An 18160-nucleotide genomic window follows, 5' to 3' on the forward strand; every position below is an offset into this window, starting at 1 on the left:
ACGTATGAGACGCAAAAGCGCGGCGCTGCTACTCGCGCTGATGATGATGCAGCCCGCCTGGGCGCTGACGCTGGATCAGGCCCGGCAGTCGGGGCTGGTGGGCGAAACGCTCTCCGGCTACCTTGCGGCGCGCGCCGGAGACAGCGAAACCCAGGCACTGGTGCAGCGCATCAACGCCGGACGGCATCAGCAATATCAGCGGCTGGCAGAACAGAACAATCTCTCCACGGCAGATATCGCCAGCATTGCCGGGCAGAAACTGGTGAGCCGGGCGGCGGTGGGGGAATATGTGCGGGGCATTAACGGTCAGTGGCTGAGAAAAGAGGCTCCTAGCACGCCCTAAGCCGTAAAAAAAACCGGGCGCGTGGCCCGGTTGATTGTGCGTCTCATCCTGAGATGAGCGCCTTTTAAGCGGTGACGATCTGTTTGATCGCGTCTTTCGCTTCAGCGGTCGCTTTGCTGGCCACTTCTGGACCGTAGGCGATACCTTCAGCAAACACGAACTTAACGTCAGTGATGCCGATGAAGCCCAGGAACAGCTTAACGTATGGCGTCAGCAGATCGGTCGGGGTGTCTTTGTGAATCCCGCCACGGCTGGTGATCACAACCGCTTTTTTCCCTTTAACCAGACCTTCCGGGCCTGCTTCGGTGTAGCGGAACGTCACGCCTGCACGGGCAATCAGGTCGAAATAGTTTTTCAGCTGGGTCGGGATGTTGAAATTGTACATCGGTGCCGCAATAACCACTTCGTCATGTGCCTGCAGTTCTTCAATCAGCGCGTTGGAGAGATCCAGCGCTTCCTGCTGACGCGGAGACAGCGGCGTGTCAGAAGGACGCATAGCACCGACCAGTTCACCATCCAGAACCGGAATCGGGTTCGCCGCCAGATCACGAACGGTCACGTCTTTACCCTGGGCTTTTGCCTGTTCAACGTAGAAGTCAGCAAGCTGGCCTGATTGTGAGTAGCCTGCGAGGATGCTTGATTTCAGAACTAAAACTTTGCTCATGGTGATTTCCTGTCTGTAACGCGGAAGGGTTTCCGCTCAATGGTTTACACTCTACGGTTATCAATGGCGCGGTGAAAGCGCAATATTTCGAGAGCTATGTTCGAATTTATTGAATAAGCGTAACCGGGGCACGTCCCCGGAACAGTTCAGAATGTGCTATTATGCGCGCAATTATTTTCACTGAATCAGCTGGTTATCCCGGCGTCCAGGGCGCTGTTTCTGCAGCGACACTGTCTGAGTAAGGTACGTCACTATTATGTCATCTCCCGATACGTCTCCACTGACCGCGCTCCGGGCCAGGCTCGACGGCTTAATGCTTCGCGATCGCCAGCGGCTGCAGCGCCGTCTGCAGGGGGCCAGAAAAGTCAAAAGCCCCGAGGCACAACAGGGCATAGCCCGCGAGCTGGAGCAGGACGTTTTCGCCGCTGAACAGCGTGTCGCCCAGCGGCGCGCGGCGACGCCAGCCATCACCTTCCCGGACAATTTGCCTGTCAGCCAGAAACAGCAGGATATCGCTGAGGCGATTCGCGATCACCAGGTCGTGATTGTGGCCGGGGAAACCGGCTCCGGTAAAACCACTCAGCTGCCGAAAATCTGTCTGGCGCTGGGGCGCGGCGTGACCGGATTGATTGGTCACACCCAGCCCCGTCGCCTGGCGGCACGCACCGTGGCCAATCGCATCGCCGATGAGCTGAATACCTCGCCCGGCGGCTGTGTCGGCTATAAAGTGCGGTTTAATGACCAGGTGAGCGAGCTGACCCAAGTCAAGCTGATGACCGATGGGATCCTGCTGGCGGAGATCCAGCAGGATCGTCTGCTGATGCAATATGACACCATCATCATCGACGAAGCGCACGAGCGCAGCCTGAATATCGACTTCCTGCTCGGTTATCTGCGTGAGCTGCTGCCGCGGCGTCCCGATCTCAAGGTGATCATCACCTCTGCGACCATCGACCCGCAGCGTTTCTCGCGGCATTTCAACAATGCGCCGGTTATCGAAGTCTCCGGCCGCACCTTCCCGGTGGAAGTGCGCTACCGGCCGGTGGTTGAAGAGGCGGAGGATGGCGACCGTGACCAGCTGCAGGCGATCTTTGATGCCGTCGATGAACTCGGACAGGAGAGCCGGGGCGATATTCTGATCTTCATGAGCGGCGAGCGCGAAATCCGCGATACCGCCGACGCGCTGAATAAACGCGACCTGCCGCACACTGAAGTGCTGCCGCTGTATGCACGACTGTCGAACGCCGAACAGAACCGGGTGTTTCAGTCACACAGTGGCCGCCGCATCGTGCTGGCCACCAACGTGGCGGAAACCTCGCTGACGGTGCCCGGCATCAAATATGTGATTGACCCCGGCACTGCGCGTATCAGCCGCTACAGCTTCCGCACCAAAGTGCAGCGTCTGCCGATTGAGCCGATTTCTCAGGCCTCGGCCAATCAGCGTAAAGGACGATGCGGACGTGTTTCCGACGGTATCTGTATCCGCCTCTACTCGGAAGAGGATTTCCTGAGTCGTCCGGCCTTTACTGACCCCGAAATTCTGCGCACCAACCTGGCGTCGGTGATCCTGCAGATGACCTCGCTGGGGCTAGGCGATATCGCGGCGTTCCCCTTTGTGGAAGCGCCCGATAAGCGCAATATTCAGGATGGTATCCGCCTGCTGGAAGAGCTGGGCGCGCTGACGCTGAATGAAGAGACGGGTCACTACACCCTCACCGGCTCCGGGCGACAGCTGGCGCAGTTGCCGGTCGATCCGCGCCTGGCGCGAATGGTGCTGGAGGCGCAGCGGCTGGGCTGTGTGCGCGAAGTGATGATCATCACTGCGGGCCTGTCGATTCAGGACCCCCGCGAGCGTCCGGCAGAGAAGAAGCAGGCCTCTGATGAAAAACACCGGCGCTTTGCTGACAAAGATTCCGACTTCCTGGCCTATGTCAATCTGTGGAACTATCTGGCGGAGCAGCAGAAAGCCCTGTCCGGCAACCTGTTCCGACGCCAGTGCAAAAGCGACTTTCTCAACTATCTGCGCGTGCGGGAGTGGCAGGATATCTATACTCAGCTGCGGCAGGTGGTGCGCGAACTGGGTATTCCGGTCAACAGCGAACCGGCTCCGTTACAGCAGGTTCACTGTGCGCTGTTGAGCGGTCTGCTGTCGCACATCGGGCAGAAAGATGCCGACAAGCAGGAGTATACCGGCGCGCGCAATACCCGCTTCGCCATCTTCCCCGGCTCCGGACTGTTTAAGAAGCCGCCGAAGTGGACCATGGTGGCAGAGCTGGTCGAAACCAGCCGCCTCTGGGGGCGGACGGCGGGACGCATTGAGCCGGAGTGGATTGAACCGCTGGCGCAGCATCTGACGAAGCGCAGCTACAGCGAACCGCACTGGGAGAAATCGCAGGGGGCGGTGATGGCAACCGAGAAGGTCACGCTCTACGGCCTGCCGATTGTTGCCGCGCGCAAGGTCAACTACGGCAGCATCGATCCCACCCTGAGCCGCGAACTCTTTATCCGTCACGCCCTCGTCGAGGGCGACTGGCAGACGCGTCACGCTTTCTTCCGCGCCAACCAGAAACTGCGCAGCGAAGTAGAAGATCTGGAGCATAAATCCCGTCGCCGCGACATTCTGGTCGATGACGAAACGCTGTTTGCTTTTTATGACCAGCGCATCGGCAAAGAGGTGGTCTCGGCCAGGCATTTTGACAGCTGGTGGAAACGGGCCAGCCGCGATAACGCCGATCTGCTCAACTTCGACAGGCAGATGCTCATCAAAGAGGGCGCGGACAAGGTCAGTCAGCTCGACTATCCCAACTTCTGGCATCAGGGCAACCTGAAACTGAAGCTGAGTTACCAGTTCGAGCCAGGCGCAGATGCCGATGGCGTGACGGTCCATATACCGCTGCCGTTGCTGAATCAGGTTGAGGATAGCGGCTTTGAATGGCAGATCCCCGGCGTGCGCCGTGAGCTGATTATTGCGCTGATTAAGTCGCTGCCGAAACCCCTGCGCCGCCATCTGGTGCCTGCTCCCAACTACGCCGAGGCGTTTCTGGGAAGGGTAACGGCGATGGAGATGCCGCTGGCAGATGCGCTGGCGCGCGAGTTTCGCCGCATGACCGGCGTTACGCTGGAGCGGGAGAACTGGCAGTGGGATCAGGTTCCCGATCATCTGAAAATGACCTTCCGGGTAGTCGACGAGCACAATCGTAAATTGCTGGAAGGCAAGGACCTCACCACGCTCAAGGCCCGGCTGAAAGACAAGGTGCAGGAGACGCTGTCGAAAGTGGCCGATGACGGGCTGGAACAGAGCGGGCTGCATCTCTGGAGCTTTGGCGAACTGCCTCGCAGCTATGAACAGAAGCGCGGCAGTTACCAGGTGAAAGCCTGGCCTGCGCTGGTGGATGAAAAAGAGAGCGTCGCGATCCGCCTGTTTGACAGCGAGCAGGAGCAGCAAAAAATGATGTGGCGCGGTCAGCGTCGTCTGCTGCTGCTGAATGTGCCGTCGCCGGTGAAGTATCTGCACGAGAAGTTACCGAACAAGGCCAAACTCGGACTCTACTTTAACCCCTATGGCAAAGTGCTGGAGCTGATCGACGACTGCATCGCCTGCGGCATCGATAAACTGATGGGGGAAGCGGGCGGCCCTGCCTGGGATCAGGCCTCGTTCGAGCAGCTGCGTGACAAAGTCCGCGGGGAGCTTAATGAGACCGTAGTGACGATAGCTAAGCAGGTAGAGCAGATTCTGACGGCGGTCTTTAACATCAATAAACGGCTGAAAGGCCGGGTGGATATGACCATGGCGCTGGCGCTGTCCGATATCAAAGCGCAGTTAAACGGACTGGTCTATCGGGGCTTTGTCACCGGCAACGGCTGGCAGCGACTGGCCGACACGCTGCGTTATCTGCAGGGTATCGAGCGGCGACTGGAGAAACTGCCTGCCGATCCGCACAGCGATCGGGCGCGGATGCTGAAAGTTCAGGCGGTGGAACAGGCGTACCAGGCGTGGCGCAACAAGCTGCCGCCGCAGCGTCAGGATGATGAAGAGGTGCTCAGCATTCGCTGGATGATTGAAGAGCTGCGCATCAGCTACTTTGCTCAGCAGCTGGGTACGCCTTATCCGATCTCGGATAAGCGTATTCTGCAGACGATGGAGCAGATAGCGGGCTGAAAGCCGGGTGCGCACGGAGCGTGCGCACCCGACAGCCGCTCAGGCTGCACGCAATTACTGCGCGAGGGATTCCAGCTTATCTTTAAATGAGGTGACCGCAATCGCGCGGTTGTCCGCCAGATAGCGATCCTTTGCCGCGGGCGCGGAGCTCTGCACCGCAATCAGCTGCCAGCCTTTGTCGCTGTTGAGCAGCAGCGGTGAACCGCTGTCGCCAGGCAGGGTGTCGCACTGATGTGACAGCACGGCGCGCTGCGCCCAGCCGGTAATCAGACAGTTGCTGTGGGAATAGAGGGTATCCAGATGATCGGCCGGATAGCCCGCCTGCGTCACTTTACGACCGGTCAGCTTCAGGGCGGCCGTCAGGTCGCTGCGTGAGCCCTCAAACAGCGGGATAGGGGTAATGGCCGACGGTGGATTGCGTAATATTACAATGCCATAGTCATACGGGGCCGCACTGCTCGGCACGATCCAGCCTTCACCATCCGCCTTTAACTTAGAGGCCAGCGAGGGCTCAACCCGCGCATCAATGTCATGCAGTTCATAGCGCCAGCCTTTGTCGCTGGCCATAAAACGCAGCGCAACCGGCTTATCAAAGTTACCCGGCGGGGCGAGCAGACAGTGTCCGGCCGTCAGCGCCAGATGGGGAGAGATGAGCGTGGCTGTACAGAGGTTACCGCTTTCTGTTTCGAGCTGACCAATCGCATCCCAGGGAGCAGCGGTGATATCCGTGATTGCCTGGCGATGATCCTTGCCGAAGAACAGCATCTTAATTTCAGCCGGTGTCGGCGAATCATCGTCATCATCGGCATGAACCGTCGTGGCAAAGCTGAAAAGTCCAACCATTAACAAGGTAGCCAGGCGCATAGAAATCTCAATGGCGAGAAAATAGACGTTATTGTTATCACGTAAGAACGGTAACTATAGTCGGTGAGCGTTAAAAAAGGGAGTTTTATCGGTTAATCAGTACGCTACAGCAGTTAAATAAAGAAGCTGGCAGCAACAATGCCACACAGGATCATCACAAGCAGAATAATTTCGAAGCGATAGCGACGCACCATTTCATCCACTCCAGTAAAGAAACACCCGGCAGAACCGGGTGTTTTTAAGCATTATCGCGTGGCTGTGCGCCTGAGGGCGATCTTATTTAGCCGCTGATTTAACAACTTTCTTATGGTGAACTTTCTTAGCAGCCTGCGCTTTCTGAGCAGGTTTTACCGCTTTTTTGTGATGAACTTTTTTCGCAGCCTGGGCTTTCTGTGCAGCGGGCTGAGTGGCTTTTTTGTGGTGAACTTTTTTAGCTGCCTGCGCTTTCTGGGCAGCAGGTTTTACCGCTTTCTTGTGGTGAACTTTTTTTGCTGCCTGCGCTTTCTGAGCAGCATCTTTTTTCACCGCTTTTTTGTGGTGAGTCTTTTTAGCAGCCTGCGCTTTCTGTGCTGCTTTATGGTGTTTCTTGTGTGCAGTTTTGTGAACGGTTTTAGCCGGTGCAGCTGCGGTGGTTGTGGTGGTCGCTGTTGCGGCTGGCGCAGCGGCTGGCGCAGCTGTGGTTTCAGCAGCGAAAGCAACAGAAGACATACCCATAGCAGCGGCGACAACCAGTGCAAATAATTTTTTCATTGCAAATCCCTCGGACTCTTTTTTCATGTGTAGCCCACTGCGGGGCCGGTGAAGAGACTATAGGGAAATCAACAAAGCCTGTCCGTGGGTGTTTGGTATCGGCGTGTAACCGATTGTACAAAGGAGGGAAAGGGCGGCGTGATGGCCGCCCGGAGGGTCAGTTCTTCAGATAACGCTGTTCAAGATGCTGGCGGAAATAAGCCGGGTTCAGCGCTTCGCCTGTCGCATTGATCAGCAGCTGGTCGGTGGAGAAGCGGCTGCCGTGCTGCCAGATGTTCTGTTGCAGCCAGTCGAATACCGGTTGCAGTTCGCCGTGCTGAATCAGTTCGCTGAGCTGAGGAATGGCGGTCTGGACCGAGCGGAACAGCTGCGCGGCGTACATCGCGCCCAGCGTGTAAGTGGGGAAGTAGCCAAACGCGCCATCGGTCCAGTGAATATCCTGCATACAGCCATCGCGGTAGTTGCCACGGGTATCCAGACCCAGCGACTGCATCATCTTCTCATCCCACAGCGCCGGAATATCCTCAACCTCAATCTCCCCTTCAATCAGCGCCTGTTCGATTTCGTAGCGCAGAATGACATGAGCCGGGTAGCTCAGCTCATCGGCGTCCACCCGGATCAGGCCCGGCTTCACCTGCTGGGTCAGACGGATGAAATTATCCGCCTGCAGGGCAGGCTGGTCGCCAAAGGTGGCGATGATGCTCGGCAGAATGCGCTGCAAAAATTCGCGGCTGCGACCGAGCTGCATCTCCATGAACAGGCTTTGTGACTCGTGGATGGCGGTGGAACGCGCCAGCGCCACCGGCTGTCCTCGCCACTGCTGCGGCAGATTCTGCTCATAGCGGGCGTGGCCGGTTTCATGGATCACACCCATCATGGCGCTGAGAAACTCAGCCTCATTGTAACGGGTGGTGATGCGTACATCTTCCGGCACGCCGCCGCAGAAAGGATGCGCGCTGATATCCAGGCGACCATGATTGAAGTCGAAGCCCAGCGTTTCCATGATGCTCAGCCCGAGCTGGCGCTGCGCAGGCACGGCGAATGGCCCCTGCGGCGTGACGATCGGCTGCTGCGCCTGCTTCTCCACAACCTGCTGTAACAGATCGGGCAGCCAGCTTTTCAGTTCGACAAACGTCGCATCCAGCCTGGCGCGGGTCATGCCCGGTTCATAGAGATCGAGCAGGGCATCGTAACGCGAGCAGCCGCTGGCATCGGCGCGTCGCTGCGCCTCTTCGCGGCTCAGACGCACCACCTCTTTCAGGTTGGTGGCAAAGCCCTGCCAGTCGTTAGCCGGGCGCTGAGTGCGCCACGCATGTTCACACACCGAACCGGCAATCGACTTGGCTTCCACAAAGTCGTCAGGCAGCAGGCTGGCCTGCTGGTAAGCACGCTGCATTTCATGAAGATTGGCCCGCTCAACATCGTTCAGCGACGCCTGCTCTGCGGCCTTCAGCCACTCTCCGACCTGGGGAGCCGTCAGGATCTGATGCTGCAGAACGCTCATCTCGGCCAGCGCTTCACCCCGCGCCTGACTGCCGCCTGGCGGCATCGTGGTCTGCATATCACAGCCGGCGATGGCCGTGACATGGCTGAAACGGGAGAGGCGCTGGAAGGTCGCGCTAAGGTGTTGATACGCTGAGGTCACGTGAGACTCCTTGTAGTGTTTAACGCAGCGGAATTTCCCGCAAGGGTAGATCAACCGGCCAGCAAAAGCGAACGCTGGCTCCGCCCAGCGGGCTGGCCTCAATGGTGACCTGGCCGCTCAGCGCCTGCGCAATAGAGTGGACAATCGCCAGCCCCAGTCCGCAGCCACCCGTCGCGCGATCGCGGCTCGGATCGAGCCGGACAAAAGGTTCGAAGACCCGTTCCCGCTCTTCTGGCGGAATGCCCGGACCATCATCCTCCACTTGCAGGCAGCCGGTTGCGCCGTCGAACCATAAGCTCACCCGCAGTCGCTGCTGCGCATAACGCAGCGCATTATTGACCAGATTATCCAGCACCCGCTCCATCAGGCGGCTGTCAGAAATCCCGATATTTTCACGCTGCGGCAGATCGAGATCGATCCGGACATCGGGATTGATGGTGCGGAAGTCATCGAGGCGCTCGCGCAGCCAGCTGGCGAGATCCTGCGACTTCAGATTGAGGTCCACGCGTGGCCGATCCAGCCGCGCATAGGTCAGCAGCTCCTCAATCAGGCTTTCAAGCTGGCCGATGTCGCGGTTCAGCGCCACCCGTTCGGCGTCCGTGAGGTTATCGCTCATCTCCAGCCGGTAGCGCAGACGCACCAGCGGCGTCCGCAGCTCATGGGCGATGCCGTCGATCAGCTGCTTCTTACTGGCGACCAGGGTGTTGATGTTTTCCGCCATCTGGTTAAAGGCGATACCCAGCCGGAACAGGCTGGAAGTGCTGTCAAAATGGGTGCGCACATCCAGCTCACCGCGACCAAAGCGCTGAGCCGCTTTTTCCAGCCGCTGCATCTCCTGCCAGTGGGGGCGCAGCCAGATAAACACCGGCAGCGCCAGTGACATGCCGATAAAGACCAGCAGGGCAATATCGAGCAGTCGCATCTGATGCAGATAGAACAGATAGGGGATAGGCCCGACCGACAGCACGTAGTGGCTGCGCGGGATATGCTGCAAAAAGGTGTACTGGTCGTCGAGCGCCACAATCTCACCGGCGTGCAGGCGGCGCATATTGGTCTCATCGAGCTGGAATTTGTTCATCGGCTCGATATGCAGGTCAAACGAGAGGCCAAGATCGAGGCTCTTAATGGTTTTGTTCCAGTCGCGCGGCGGGATCTCCCGCAGTTCGCTGCGGATCAGATAGAGCGAGCTGGCCATCAGGTCATTCATCGACTGTCGGCCTGCGCGCTCGGCGGTGAACTTATAGACCAGTCCCACCAGCAGCGCCATCACCAGAAAGCAGACAAACAGCAGCAGATAGAACTGAATAAAAAGCTTTCTCATAGGACGCGGGTATCCCAGGCCTGAGGCGCAAACAGGTAGCCTTTGTTGCGGATGGTCTTGATACGAAACGGCTCGGTGGCGCTGTCGTGCAGCTTTTTGCGCAGGCGGGAAATGGCTACGTCGATGCTGCGATCCAGACCGTCATAGCTGACGCCGCGCAGGGTTTTCAGCAGCGCATCGCGGTTAAGCGTCTGACCGGCATGGCTGGCGAGGACCCAGAGCAGGTCAAAATCGGCCGTAGAGAGGGCGATCTGTTCGTCAAACAGCGTCACCTGTCTATTCAGGGCATCGATGGTCAGCGAGCCGAAACGCAGCATACGGTTCGCGGCAGGAATGGCGGGCGCATCTTCCGGCTGCGTCTGCTGAGACTGACGCAGATGCAGGCGCAGACGGGCGAGCAGGACCGCGGGTGGCGTGGTCTTCAGGATGTAATCCTGCGCGCCCATCTCCAGCGCCAGAATATGATTCATGTCGCTGTCGAGTGAGGTGAGCAGCACAATGGGCCCCTGCCAGTTGGCCCGTAAATCACGGCAGATCGTCATGCCATCCTTGCCGGGCAGCATGATATCCAGCATCACCAGATCGGGTTGCTGCTCGGCAATCACCGCTTCAGCGCGGTCGCCGCGCGTCTCAACAATCACTTCAATGTCATGACGACCCAGGTAGGCCGCAATCAGTGAACCCACTTCGGGTTCATCTTCTACATAAACAATTTTGTTCATAGTTTACAAAGCAGAGACAGGGATGGACGAAAGCATATCTTTTCCTGGTCCTGAGCTCTACGCTACCGCACGAAATATCCTTAGCTTGCTGGTATATAACCGGCAAAATGTGCAATCATTAGCGCGGCCTTTTTGCGCCAGGTTTGGGATATCGTTGATTATTATGAGGAGCATTAGTGTGTCTGATAAAGAGCTGGCATCAGCCATATACCCTGACCGCATCTGCTTCAATTACAGTGACTTTCTTTCCGCTTCCTGCAAAAAACGCTGGAGCTTTGTCGATGCGATTTATGGCGTGATGCCGATATTCGGCATGGTGACACGGAAATCAGCACACCGCTTACAGGGCAGTGACGACCCGTTAAAAGAATTAGCATTACAAATCATTTCTACCCAGGTGAGTGACGAAATTAACATCGCGCGCCTGGTCACCCTCGCGGAACAGCAGCAGATCAGCCGCTTTGATATCCAGCTCCCTTATCCGCTGTCGGCGGAGCAGCTGGATGCCATTCATCATGAATATGCCAAGCCGCTGAATCTCACACAGCAGGATGACCTGCTGTGTGTGTCGATTCCGGTGCAGTCACACTAAGCGCACCTTCCGCGTTACCTCGTCAGCTGCCACACGGCGGGCAGCGTCGCCGCGATCAGTAATCCCATCACAATCCGCTCCGGTGCGGTCAGTGCAGAGGTCGCGCGGCCTCCCCGGCGGGCAAAGAGAAACAGCAGCAGGCCCGGGGTATAGAGCACCACCGACATCATCAGATGCAGGGGGCCTGAGGCATAAAGCAGCCAGATGCCATAGAGGCTGGCACCGAGACCGATCGCCATTGCCAGCGGCTTGTGCTGTCCGCGCACGACTTTGATCAGATACAACCCCACCAGCAGATAGGGCACCAGAATCATCTCCGAGGCAATGGTCAGCAGATTGTTGTAATCCGCGCCGGTCACGGCGATCAGAATCAGGCAGACCTGAATACTGCCATTGGTCAGCCACAATGAGGCGGCGGGCGCGTTGTGGCGGTTTTGCCGGGCAATGCTGCGTGGAAAGGCACCCTGCTGCGCGGCAATCAGCGGCACTTCGGCAGCCATAATCGTCCAGCTCAGATAGGCGCCGCAGACGGAGATGATCAGGCCGATGGCAATCACCGCATCGCCCCAGTGTCCCATCAGTCGCGTCATCAGTCCTGCCATGGAGGGGTTGCGCATCCCGGCCAGTTCTGCACGGGGCACCACGCCCAGCGACAGCAGCGTCACCAGCAGATAAACCAGCAGGGCGGCCAGCACCGCCAGCAGGGTAGCGCGTCCCACATCTTTTTTCTGACGTGCGCGGGCAGAAACCACCACGGCACCCTCAACCCCGATAAAGACCCACAGAGTGATCAGCATCGTCTGTTTGACCTGTTCCCACAGGGGTTGCCCCAGCGTGACGCCGGAAAAGTCGACCCGGAAGCGATCGTAGTTAAACGCCATCACCGCCAGCACGATAAACAGCAGCAGCGGCACCAGTTTGCCCAGCGTCGCCATCAGATTGATACTGGCCGCAGTCTGTACCCCGCGCAGTACCAGCCAGTGAACCAGCCACAGCAGCACCGAGGCCCCCAGCATCGCCTGCCAGGTGTTGCCATCCCCAAAGATCACCCGATCCGGGGTATCTGTGAAAAAGCTCAGGGCGGAGAAGACGATCACCAGATAGGAGACGTTGGCGATGACAGCACAGAGCCAGTAGCCCCATGCGGAGCAGAAGCCTGTCAGTTCACCGAACCCGGCGCGGGCGTAGGTGAAGATGCCGCCGTCAAGTTCAGGTTTCAGGCGGGTCAGCAGCAGCATCGCCAGCGACAGAAAGATGATGCCGACGCCGGTAATCAGCCAGCCCAGCAGCAGCGCCGCCGGACCCGCCACCGCAGCCATATTTTGCGGCAGACTGAACACGCCGGCACCCAGCATGGAACTGAGTACCAGCGCCGTCAGCGCACCGAGACCTAATTTTTTCTCCAAAACAACCTTCCCGCTAGCATATATGGCTGGATAAATCGGATTTCATCGCTGGGTTATCGCAGACTCGCGGCAGAAAACAGGGACAAACTCCGGCAAAACAGGCGGCAGATTTTACGGAGTGTGGCGGGGGATGGCAATGCGTGACTATGCAAATCCGCGCAGGAATTATGCAAACAGCAGGGCGGCGGGCGCCGCCCTGAAGAGATTACTTAAACAGGTCAGCGGTGACGGTCAGGTTACCGCCACTCTGGTTCTGCCACTGACGGGTCACGTGATAGAACTTCGCACCTTTATCAGACGCACGCTTCGCCACTTCTTCAGAAACTTCGGTAGGGGAACCGAAGTGACCGGTAAACGTCACGGTGTCGAATGGCTGCATCTGCGCGGCCGTAATCGCGTTCACTTCCTGCACGGATTTGCCGTTTGGCAGATTCACCGTGTAACGCTTGCCGGTTGAGCTCTGGGTTTCGAAGAAGCGGCCCACTTTATTGCTCGGTGTCTCAGAGGAGGCGACGCCAGGGATTTCAACCTGAGCGGCCGCTGCGCCACCCGCAGCCAGTGCAGCTTTACCCGCTTCTGAGTCGGCAGGAATCGCGTTCGGCGTCTGAACCACACGCGCTTTAGCATCCGCTTTATAGACGTAGGCCGTGATGTACTGGTTGCCGCCGCTGTTGGCGTCAATCTGACGAACAATAAAGAATGAGGCGGCGCCTTTCTCTTTAGCCGCTTTTGAAATTGCATCGTTGACATCAGGCTGGCTGGCAAAGAAGCCGCTGACGGAAACGGTGTCGAAAGGTTCGAGCTTATAAGCTTCAGCCTTTGGCAGTTCGTTGACGCCGTTAAAGCGACGGTATTGGGTGGTTTCGGAAGCGGCCGGGGCATCAGCCTTGTAGAGGTCGGCAGTAACGCGCCAGTTGCCGCTGTTGCCGTTGCTGTCGTTGATGCCCTGAATGTAGAAAGAAGCAGCGCCCATCTCATCTGCACGCTTAGAGACCGCATCGGCTGCGTCGCCAATTGCGTTGAAACGGCCGGTGATATTAATACGTTCGAATGGCTTCAACGCGGCCGCTTTTTCTGGCGTTAACTCCTGCGCAGCGAATGCATTAGCTGCCAGCAGGGACAACAGAGTGGACGCCAGAATAGTGTTCTTCAGCTTCATAAAAATAATCCTTCGCCTTACGCAAAAATGAGTACGAAAACGTGCTGGACTCTTGATGTATAACAGATTAGCCGCTGATTATTGCATGTTATAAACAGACTGTCGCAGCGATTTTTTGCGCGATATCGCGTTATTTACCTCCCTGTTTTTCATCTGACTGTCATGAAATGCGTTTAAGGCGTCATTTCTGGACGCTGTTACCACTAAAAACGGTAACACTTAGCGCTATAACAGTTAATGCATTGTTAATTAAGGGTTTTTATTGTTGATTAATTCGTCCGGAGCGCAATTTTCATAGCAGATTATCTGCTGATGACGCGTTTTAATAGCGTAATAATGCAGGATTTCAAAGCGAATACTGAATAATCAGGTGAATGTCTCCATCTGCGGTTACCGCAGTGGATCAGGCGTCACAATTTAAGTAGGTTATAAACACTTTGAAATATCTGCAATTCGACTATAAGCAGCTGAAACCGCGTTTCGGCTGCGCTGTCGTGGTGCGGATTCGGGCCATCATCCTTTAACCGATGAAAGGAAACACTATGTTAATTGGAATACCCAAGGAAAGGTTGCCAAACGAGTCGCGCGTGGCAGCCACGCCAAAGACCGTGGAACAACTTATCAAACTGGGTTTCAGCGTCACGCTTGAGCACGACGCCGGTAAACGCGCCAGTTTTGATGACGAAAGTTACCTTGCTGCGGGTGCCACCCTCAGCGACCGTCAGCAGGTCTGGCAGGCCGATATCGTCATGAAGGTAAACGCACCCGATGAGGACGAAATTGCGCTGACCCGTGCAGGCAGCACGCTGGTCAGTTTTATCTGGCCCGCCCAGAATCCGGCGCTGCTGGAAAAGCTGGCTGCCCGTCAGGTGACGGTGATGGCGATGGATTCGGTGCCGCGTATTTCGCGCGCGCAGTCGCTGGATGCCCTGAGCTCGATGGCCAACATCGCCGGTTATCGCGCTATCGTCGAGGCGGCACATGAATTTGGCCGCTTCTTTACCGGTCAGATTACCGCGGCAGGTAAAGTGCCACCGGCAAAAGTGATGGTGATTGGGGCTGGCGTGGCGGGACTGGCTGCGATAGGCGCGGCGGGCAGCCTGGGCGCCATCGTCCGGGCGTTTGATACCCGTCCCGAAGTCAAAGAGCAGGTGCAGAGTATGGGCGCCGAATTCCTCGAACTCGATTTTGAAGAGGAGGCGGGCAGTGGGGATGGCTATGCCAGAGTCATGTCCGACGCCTTTATCAAAGCGGAGATGGCGCTGTTCGCCAGCCAGGCCAGAGAGGTGGACATCATTGTCACCACCGCGCTCATCCCAGGCAAACCGGCTCCGAAACTGATCACCGAAGAGATGATCGCCAGCATGAAGCCGGGCAGTGTGATTGTGGATCTGGCGGCGCAGACCGGCGGCAACTGTGCGCTGACCGTTGCCGACCAGGTGACCGTGACACCGAATGGCGTGAAAATTATCGGCTATACCGATCTGCCCAGCCGGCTGGCGACGCAGTCCTCCCAGCTGTACGGCACCAATCTGGTCAACCTGCTCAGGCTGCTCTGCAAAGAGAAAAATGGCGCAATCCAGGTCGATTTTGAGGATGTAGTGGTGCGGGGCGTGACGGTGGTGCGCGACGGCGAAATCACCTGGCCCGCGCCGCCGATTCAGGTCTCTGCTGCCCCTCAGGCCAGACCTGCCGCCGCGAAACCCGCTGAGAAACCGGAAGCAAAACCGGCCTCGCCGTGGCGCACCGCGCTGCTGATGGCTCTGGCGATTGTGCTGTTTGGCTGGCTGGCCAGCGTGGCACCGGCGGAGTTCCTCTCCCATTTTACCGTGTTCGCGCTCTCCTGCGTGGTTGGCTACTACGTGGTCTGGAACGTCAGCCATGCACTGCATACCCCCCTGATGTCCGTGACCAATGCCATCTCCGGCATCATCGTCATCGGAGCGGTTTTGCAGATGGGGCACGGTGGCTGGATCACCTTCATCTCCTTTATTGCCGTGCTGATTGCCAGCATCAATATCTTTGGTGGCTTCACCGTCACGCAGCGCATGCTGAAAATGTTTCGTAAGGGGTAATTCATGTCTGGCGGATTAGTCACTGCAGCCTATATTGTGGCTGCCATTCTGTTCATCTGTAGTCTTGCTGGTCTTTCGCGTCATGAGACCGCTAAACGGGGCAACATTTTCGGCATCAGCGGGATGGCGCTTGCCCTCATCGCAACCATCTTCGGCCCGGACAGCGGCAATGTGGCCTGGATCCTGCTGGCGATGGTAATTGGCGGTGCAATCGGCATTCGCCTGGCAAAAAAAGTCGAAATGACCGAAATGCCAGAGCTGGTGGCGATTCTGCACAGCTTTGTGGGTCTGGCCGCGGTGCTGGTCGGGCTTAACAGCTATATCGACCATGCGCCAGGCCTGCCGGCCGCGATGGAGAATATCCATCTCAGCGAAGTCTTTATCGGGATATTTATCGGTGCCGTTACCTTTACCGGCTCACTGGTGGCGTTTGGCAAGCTGTGCGGCAAAATCTCCTCACGACCGCTGACGTTGCCCCACCGTCATAAGCTCAATCTGCTGGCGCTGGTCGTCTCCTTCCTGCTGCTGCTCTGGTTTGTTGACACCAGCAGCACCGCGGCGCAGGTGTTTGCCCTGCTGCTGATGACGGTCATTGCGCTGGCCTTTGGCTGGCATCTGGTTGCCTCCATTGGCGGTGCAGATATGCCGGTTGTGGTGTCGATGCTTAACTCTTACTCAGGCTGGGCTGCGGCCGCGGCCGGTTTTATGCTCAGCAATGACCTGCTGATCGTGACCGGTGCGCTGGTGGGCTCATCCGGTGCGATCCTCTCCTACATCATGTGTAAAGCGATGAACCGTTCGTTCATCAGCGTGATTGCGGGCGGCTTTGGCACCGAAGCCAGCAGCGGCGATGAGAGTCAGGAAGCAGGAGAACATCGCGAGATCTCCCCTGAAGAGACGGCTGAGATGCTGAAGTCCTCTGCGTCGGTGATTATCACGCCAGGCTACGGCATGGCGGTGGCACAGGCACAGTATCCGGTGGCGGATCTGACCGCCCGACTGCGTGCACTCGGCATCCGGGTGCGCTTCGGTATTCATCCCGTGGCGGGCCGCCTGCCAGGACACATGAACGTGCTGCTGGCAGAGGCCAAAGTGCCGTATGACGTGGTGCTGGAGATGGATGAGATCAACGATGACTTCAGTGAAACCGATACGGTGCTGGTTATCGGCGCGAATGACACGGTGAACCCGGCGGCGCAGGATGATCCCCGCAGCCCGATTGCCGGCATGCCGGTGCTGGAGGTGTGGAAAGCACACAATGTGGTGGTCTTCAAACGTTCCATGAACACCGGCTATGCCGGGGTGCAGAATCCGCTGTTCTTCAAAGAGAACAGTCAGATGCTGTTTGGCGATGCCAAAGCCAGCGTCGAAGCGATTATCAAAGCGCTGTAACAGAAAAGGGGCGGCTAATCAGCCGCCCCTTTTTTTGCGGAGGTTTAATCCTCCTCATCCTCTTCATCATCCAGATCAATTGGCGACTTGAAATCGTCTGGCTTAATCGCCAGCAGATCGCAGCGCAGGTGATCGATCACCTGTTCCGCCGTATTACCCAGGAACGCTGCCGAAAGTCCGGTGCGTCCGATGGTGCCCAGCACCACCACACCGGCTCCCAGATGCGAAGCCAGATCCGGGATAACCTCTTCAGGCAGCCCTTTGGCAACGTGGGTGAACTCTTCACCAATGGAAAACTTCTGCCGCAACGCTTTCATGGCCACCAGATGCTGACCGCGGATGGCGTCGTTATAGACGCTGGGGTCGAAATCAGGCAGCTCAATCGCGATGTTGATCGGCGTAATCGGGTAGGCACCCACCAGATGCACCTCGGTCTGGTTGACCTTTTCGGCCAGCTTCACCGTTTCACGAATCAGCTTCTGATTCAGGCCATCATGATGCGGCTCTTCGCTGGCAAGATTGACGGCGACGATAGCTTTACCGCCCTCCGGCCAGGGCTGATCTTTCACCATCCAGACCGGGCAGGGGCATTTACGCAACAGATGCCAGTCGGTGGGGGTAAAAATCACGGACTCCAGGCGGTCATGCTGGTGGGCCATTTTCAGCACAAGGTCATGCTGATGGGCGAGCACTTCCTGAATAATCGCTTCATAGGGGCGGTTATGCCAGATAACCTTGATGTCGATTTCGACACCGGCATCCAGATAGGCGCGGGCCTGTTCACGAATCCATTCGGTGCGCTGGCTGATGACGCCCTGACGCATGGAGGCGCGTTCGTCCGGCGACAGCAGGGTGGTCATCTCATAGGAAAAGTCATAGATAGGCAGAAAGGCTTTAATTCTCCCGCCAATACGTTGATTCAGATAGACCGCACGTCGCAGCGCGGGCTGATCGTCTTGCTGGGCATCAATGGCGACCAGAATATTTTGGTACTGGGACATGAGGCGTTCTCCTTAAACCAGAGCGACTGGAATAAAGATAGCCTATGTTGCACAGGGGAAGAAGTGA

At 57.5% G+C, this 18160-nt stretch carries 14 protein-coding genes; 5 read left to right on the forward strand and 9 right to left on the reverse strand.

Annotated elements, in window-relative coordinates; genetic code table 11:
• The first annotated feature begins 4 nt into the window (after positions 1 to 4).
• Complete coding sequence (locus tag CKF42_RS04340) at positions 5 to 343, forward strand: YdbL family protein (RefSeq protein ID WP_111207607.1); 339 nt, start codon at positions 5 to 7, stop codon at positions 341 to 343.
• A gap of 64 nt (positions 344 to 407) precedes the next feature.
• Here CKF42_RS04340 and CKF42_RS04345 read toward each other — a convergent pair whose 3' ends face one another.
• The gene (locus CKF42_RS04345; protein ID WP_111207608.1) at positions 408 to 1007 is read right to left on the reverse strand and encodes an FMN-dependent NADH-azoreductase; all 600 of its coding nucleotides are present in this window, start codon (positions 1005 to 1007) and stop codon (positions 408 to 410) included.
• Between the two features lie 256 nt (positions 1008 to 1263).
• Between CKF42_RS04345 and hrpA the strand changes: the two genes are divergently transcribed.
• Entirely contained in the window at positions 1264 to 5166 is a 3903-nt protein-coding gene (gene hrpA / locus CKF42_RS04350; RefSeq protein WP_111207609.1) for an ATP-dependent RNA helicase HrpA, read from the forward strand.
• Positions 5167 to 5220: 54 nt separating this feature from the next.
• Here the strand turns inward: hrpA and CKF42_RS04355 are convergent, their stop codons facing one another.
• The 5 genes from CKF42_RS04355 to rstA all read right to left on the reverse strand — a co-directional run bounded on the left by CKF42_RS04355 (position 5221) and on the right by rstA (position 10468).
• Positions 5221 to 6030 carry a serine protease gene (locus tag CKF42_RS04355; protein ID WP_009090066.1) on the reverse strand — a complete coding sequence of 270 codons (810 nt, stop codon included), beginning with the start codon at positions 6028 to 6030 and terminating at the stop codon, positions 5221 to 5223.
• Between the two features lie 276 nt (positions 6031 to 6306).
• Positions 6307 to 6780 carry an acid resistance repetitive basic protein Asr gene (gene asr, locus CKF42_RS04360; RefSeq protein ID WP_058957862.1) on the reverse strand — a complete coding sequence of 158 codons (474 nt, stop codon included), beginning with the start codon at positions 6778 to 6780 and terminating at the stop codon, positions 6307 to 6309.
• A gap of 157 nt (positions 6781 to 6937) precedes the next feature.
• A complete protein-coding gene (locus tag CKF42_RS04365; protein WP_111207610.1) occupies positions 6938 to 8425 on the reverse strand; it encodes a carboxypeptidase M32 in 1488 nt (495 codons plus the stop codon).
• Between the two features lie 19 nt (positions 8426 to 8444).
• Positions 8445 to 9746, reverse strand: a complete 1302-nt coding sequence (gene rstB / locus CKF42_RS04370; RefSeq protein ID WP_009090073.1) for a two-component system sensor histidine kinase RstB — start codon at positions 9744 to 9746, stop codon at positions 8445 to 8447.
• The gene (gene rstA / locus CKF42_RS04375) at positions 9743 to 10468 is read right to left on the reverse strand and encodes a two-component system response regulator RstA (RefSeq protein WP_009090075.1); all 726 of its coding nucleotides are present in this window, start codon (positions 10466 to 10468) and stop codon (positions 9743 to 9745) included. Before rstA ends, rstB begins: the two co-directional genes overlap by 4 nt.
• Positions 10469 to 10646: 178 nt before the next feature.
• On the opposite strand from rstA, the gene CKF42_RS04380 reads away from it, so the two are divergent.
• Complete coding sequence (locus CKF42_RS04380) at positions 10647 to 11060, forward strand: hypothetical protein (RefSeq protein WP_111207611.1); 414 nt, start codon at positions 10647 to 10649, stop codon at positions 11058 to 11060.
• A gap of 14 nt (positions 11061 to 11074) precedes the next feature.
• Here CKF42_RS04380 and CKF42_RS04385 read toward each other — a convergent pair whose 3' ends face one another.
• Together CKF42_RS04385 and ydgH are read right to left on the reverse strand one after the other, a co-directional pair.
• Entirely contained in the window at positions 11075 to 12466 is a 1392-nt protein-coding gene (locus CKF42_RS04385) for a basic amino acid/polyamine antiporter (protein WP_111207612.1), read from the reverse strand.
• A gap of 205 nt (positions 12467 to 12671) precedes the next feature.
• Positions 12672 to 13625 (reverse strand): DUF1471 family protein YdgH, encoded by a 954-nt coding sequence (gene ydgH / locus CKF42_RS04390; protein WP_046101882.1) that lies wholly within the window; start codon positions 13623 to 13625, stop codon positions 12672 to 12674.
• Between the two features lie 542 nt (positions 13626 to 14167).
• On the opposite strand from ydgH, the gene pntA reads away from it, so the two are divergent.
• Positions 14168 to 15700, forward strand: coding sequence for a Re/Si-specific NAD(P)(+) transhydrogenase subunit alpha (gene pntA, locus CKF42_RS04395; protein ID WP_111207613.1), 1533 nt, complete (start codon positions 14168 to 14170; stop codon positions 15698 to 15700).
• A gap of 3 nt (positions 15701 to 15703) precedes the next feature.
• Positions 15704 to 17092 carry a Re/Si-specific NAD(P)(+) transhydrogenase subunit beta gene (pntB, locus tag CKF42_RS04400; protein ID WP_111207614.1) on the forward strand — a complete coding sequence of 463 codons (1389 nt, stop codon included), beginning with the start codon at positions 15704 to 15706 and terminating at the stop codon, positions 17090 to 17092.
• Between the two features lie 44 nt (positions 17093 to 17136).
• Here the strand turns inward: pntB and uspE are convergent, their stop codons facing one another.
• Entirely contained in the window at positions 17137 to 18093 is a 957-nt protein-coding gene (gene uspE, locus CKF42_RS04405; protein WP_046101879.1) for a universal stress protein UspE, read from the reverse strand.
• Positions 18094 to 18160: the final 67 nt, after the last annotated feature.

It is taken from the genome of Pantoea sp. ARC270 (genome assembly GCF_003236725.1).
GTDB lineage: Bacteria > Pseudomonadota > Gammaproteobacteria > Enterobacterales > Enterobacteriaceae > Pantoea > Pantoea anthophila.

Bases quoted from the DNA above. Each gene is read 5' to 3' on its own strand.
- pntB (WP_111207614.1), top strand. From the start codon at position 15,704: ATGTCTGGCGGATTAGTCACTGCAGCCTATATTGTGGCTGCCATTCTG.
- rstA (WP_009090075.1), bottom strand. From the start codon at position 10,468: ATGAACAAAATTGTTTATGTAGAAGATGAACCCGAAGTGGGTTCACTG.
- pntA (WP_111207613.1), top strand. From the start codon at position 14,168: ATGTTAATTGGAATACCCAAGGAAAGGTTGCCAAACGAGTCGCGCGTG.
- ydgH (WP_046101882.1), bottom strand. From the start codon at position 13,625: ATGAAGCTGAAGAACACTATTCTGGCGTCCACTCTGTTGTCCCTGCTG.
- rstB (WP_009090073.1), bottom strand. From the start codon at position 9,746: ATGAGAAAGCTTTTTATTCAGTTCTATCTGCTGCTGTTTGTCTGCTTT.
- CKF42_RS04340 (WP_111207607.1), top strand. From the start codon at position 5: ATGAGACGCAAAAGCGCGGCGCTGCTACTCGCGCTGATGATGATGCAG.
- uspE (WP_046101879.1), bottom strand. From the start codon at position 18,093: ATGTCCCAGTACCAAAATATTCTGGTCGCCATTGATGCCCAGCAAGAC.
- CKF42_RS04345 (WP_111207608.1), bottom strand. From the start codon at position 1,007: ATGAGCAAAGTTTTAGTTCTGAAATCAAGCATCCTCGCAGGCTACTCA.
- CKF42_RS04355 (WP_009090066.1), bottom strand. From the start codon at position 6,030: ATGCGCCTGGCTACCTTGTTAATGGTTGGACTTTTCAGCTTTGCCACG.
- asr (WP_058957862.1), bottom strand. From the start codon at position 6,780: ATGAAAAAATTATTTGCACTGGTTGTCGCCGCTGCTATGGGTATGTCT.
- hrpA (WP_111207609.1), top strand. From the start codon at position 1,264: ATGTCATCTCCCGATACGTCTCCACTGACCGCGCTCCGGGCCAGGCTC.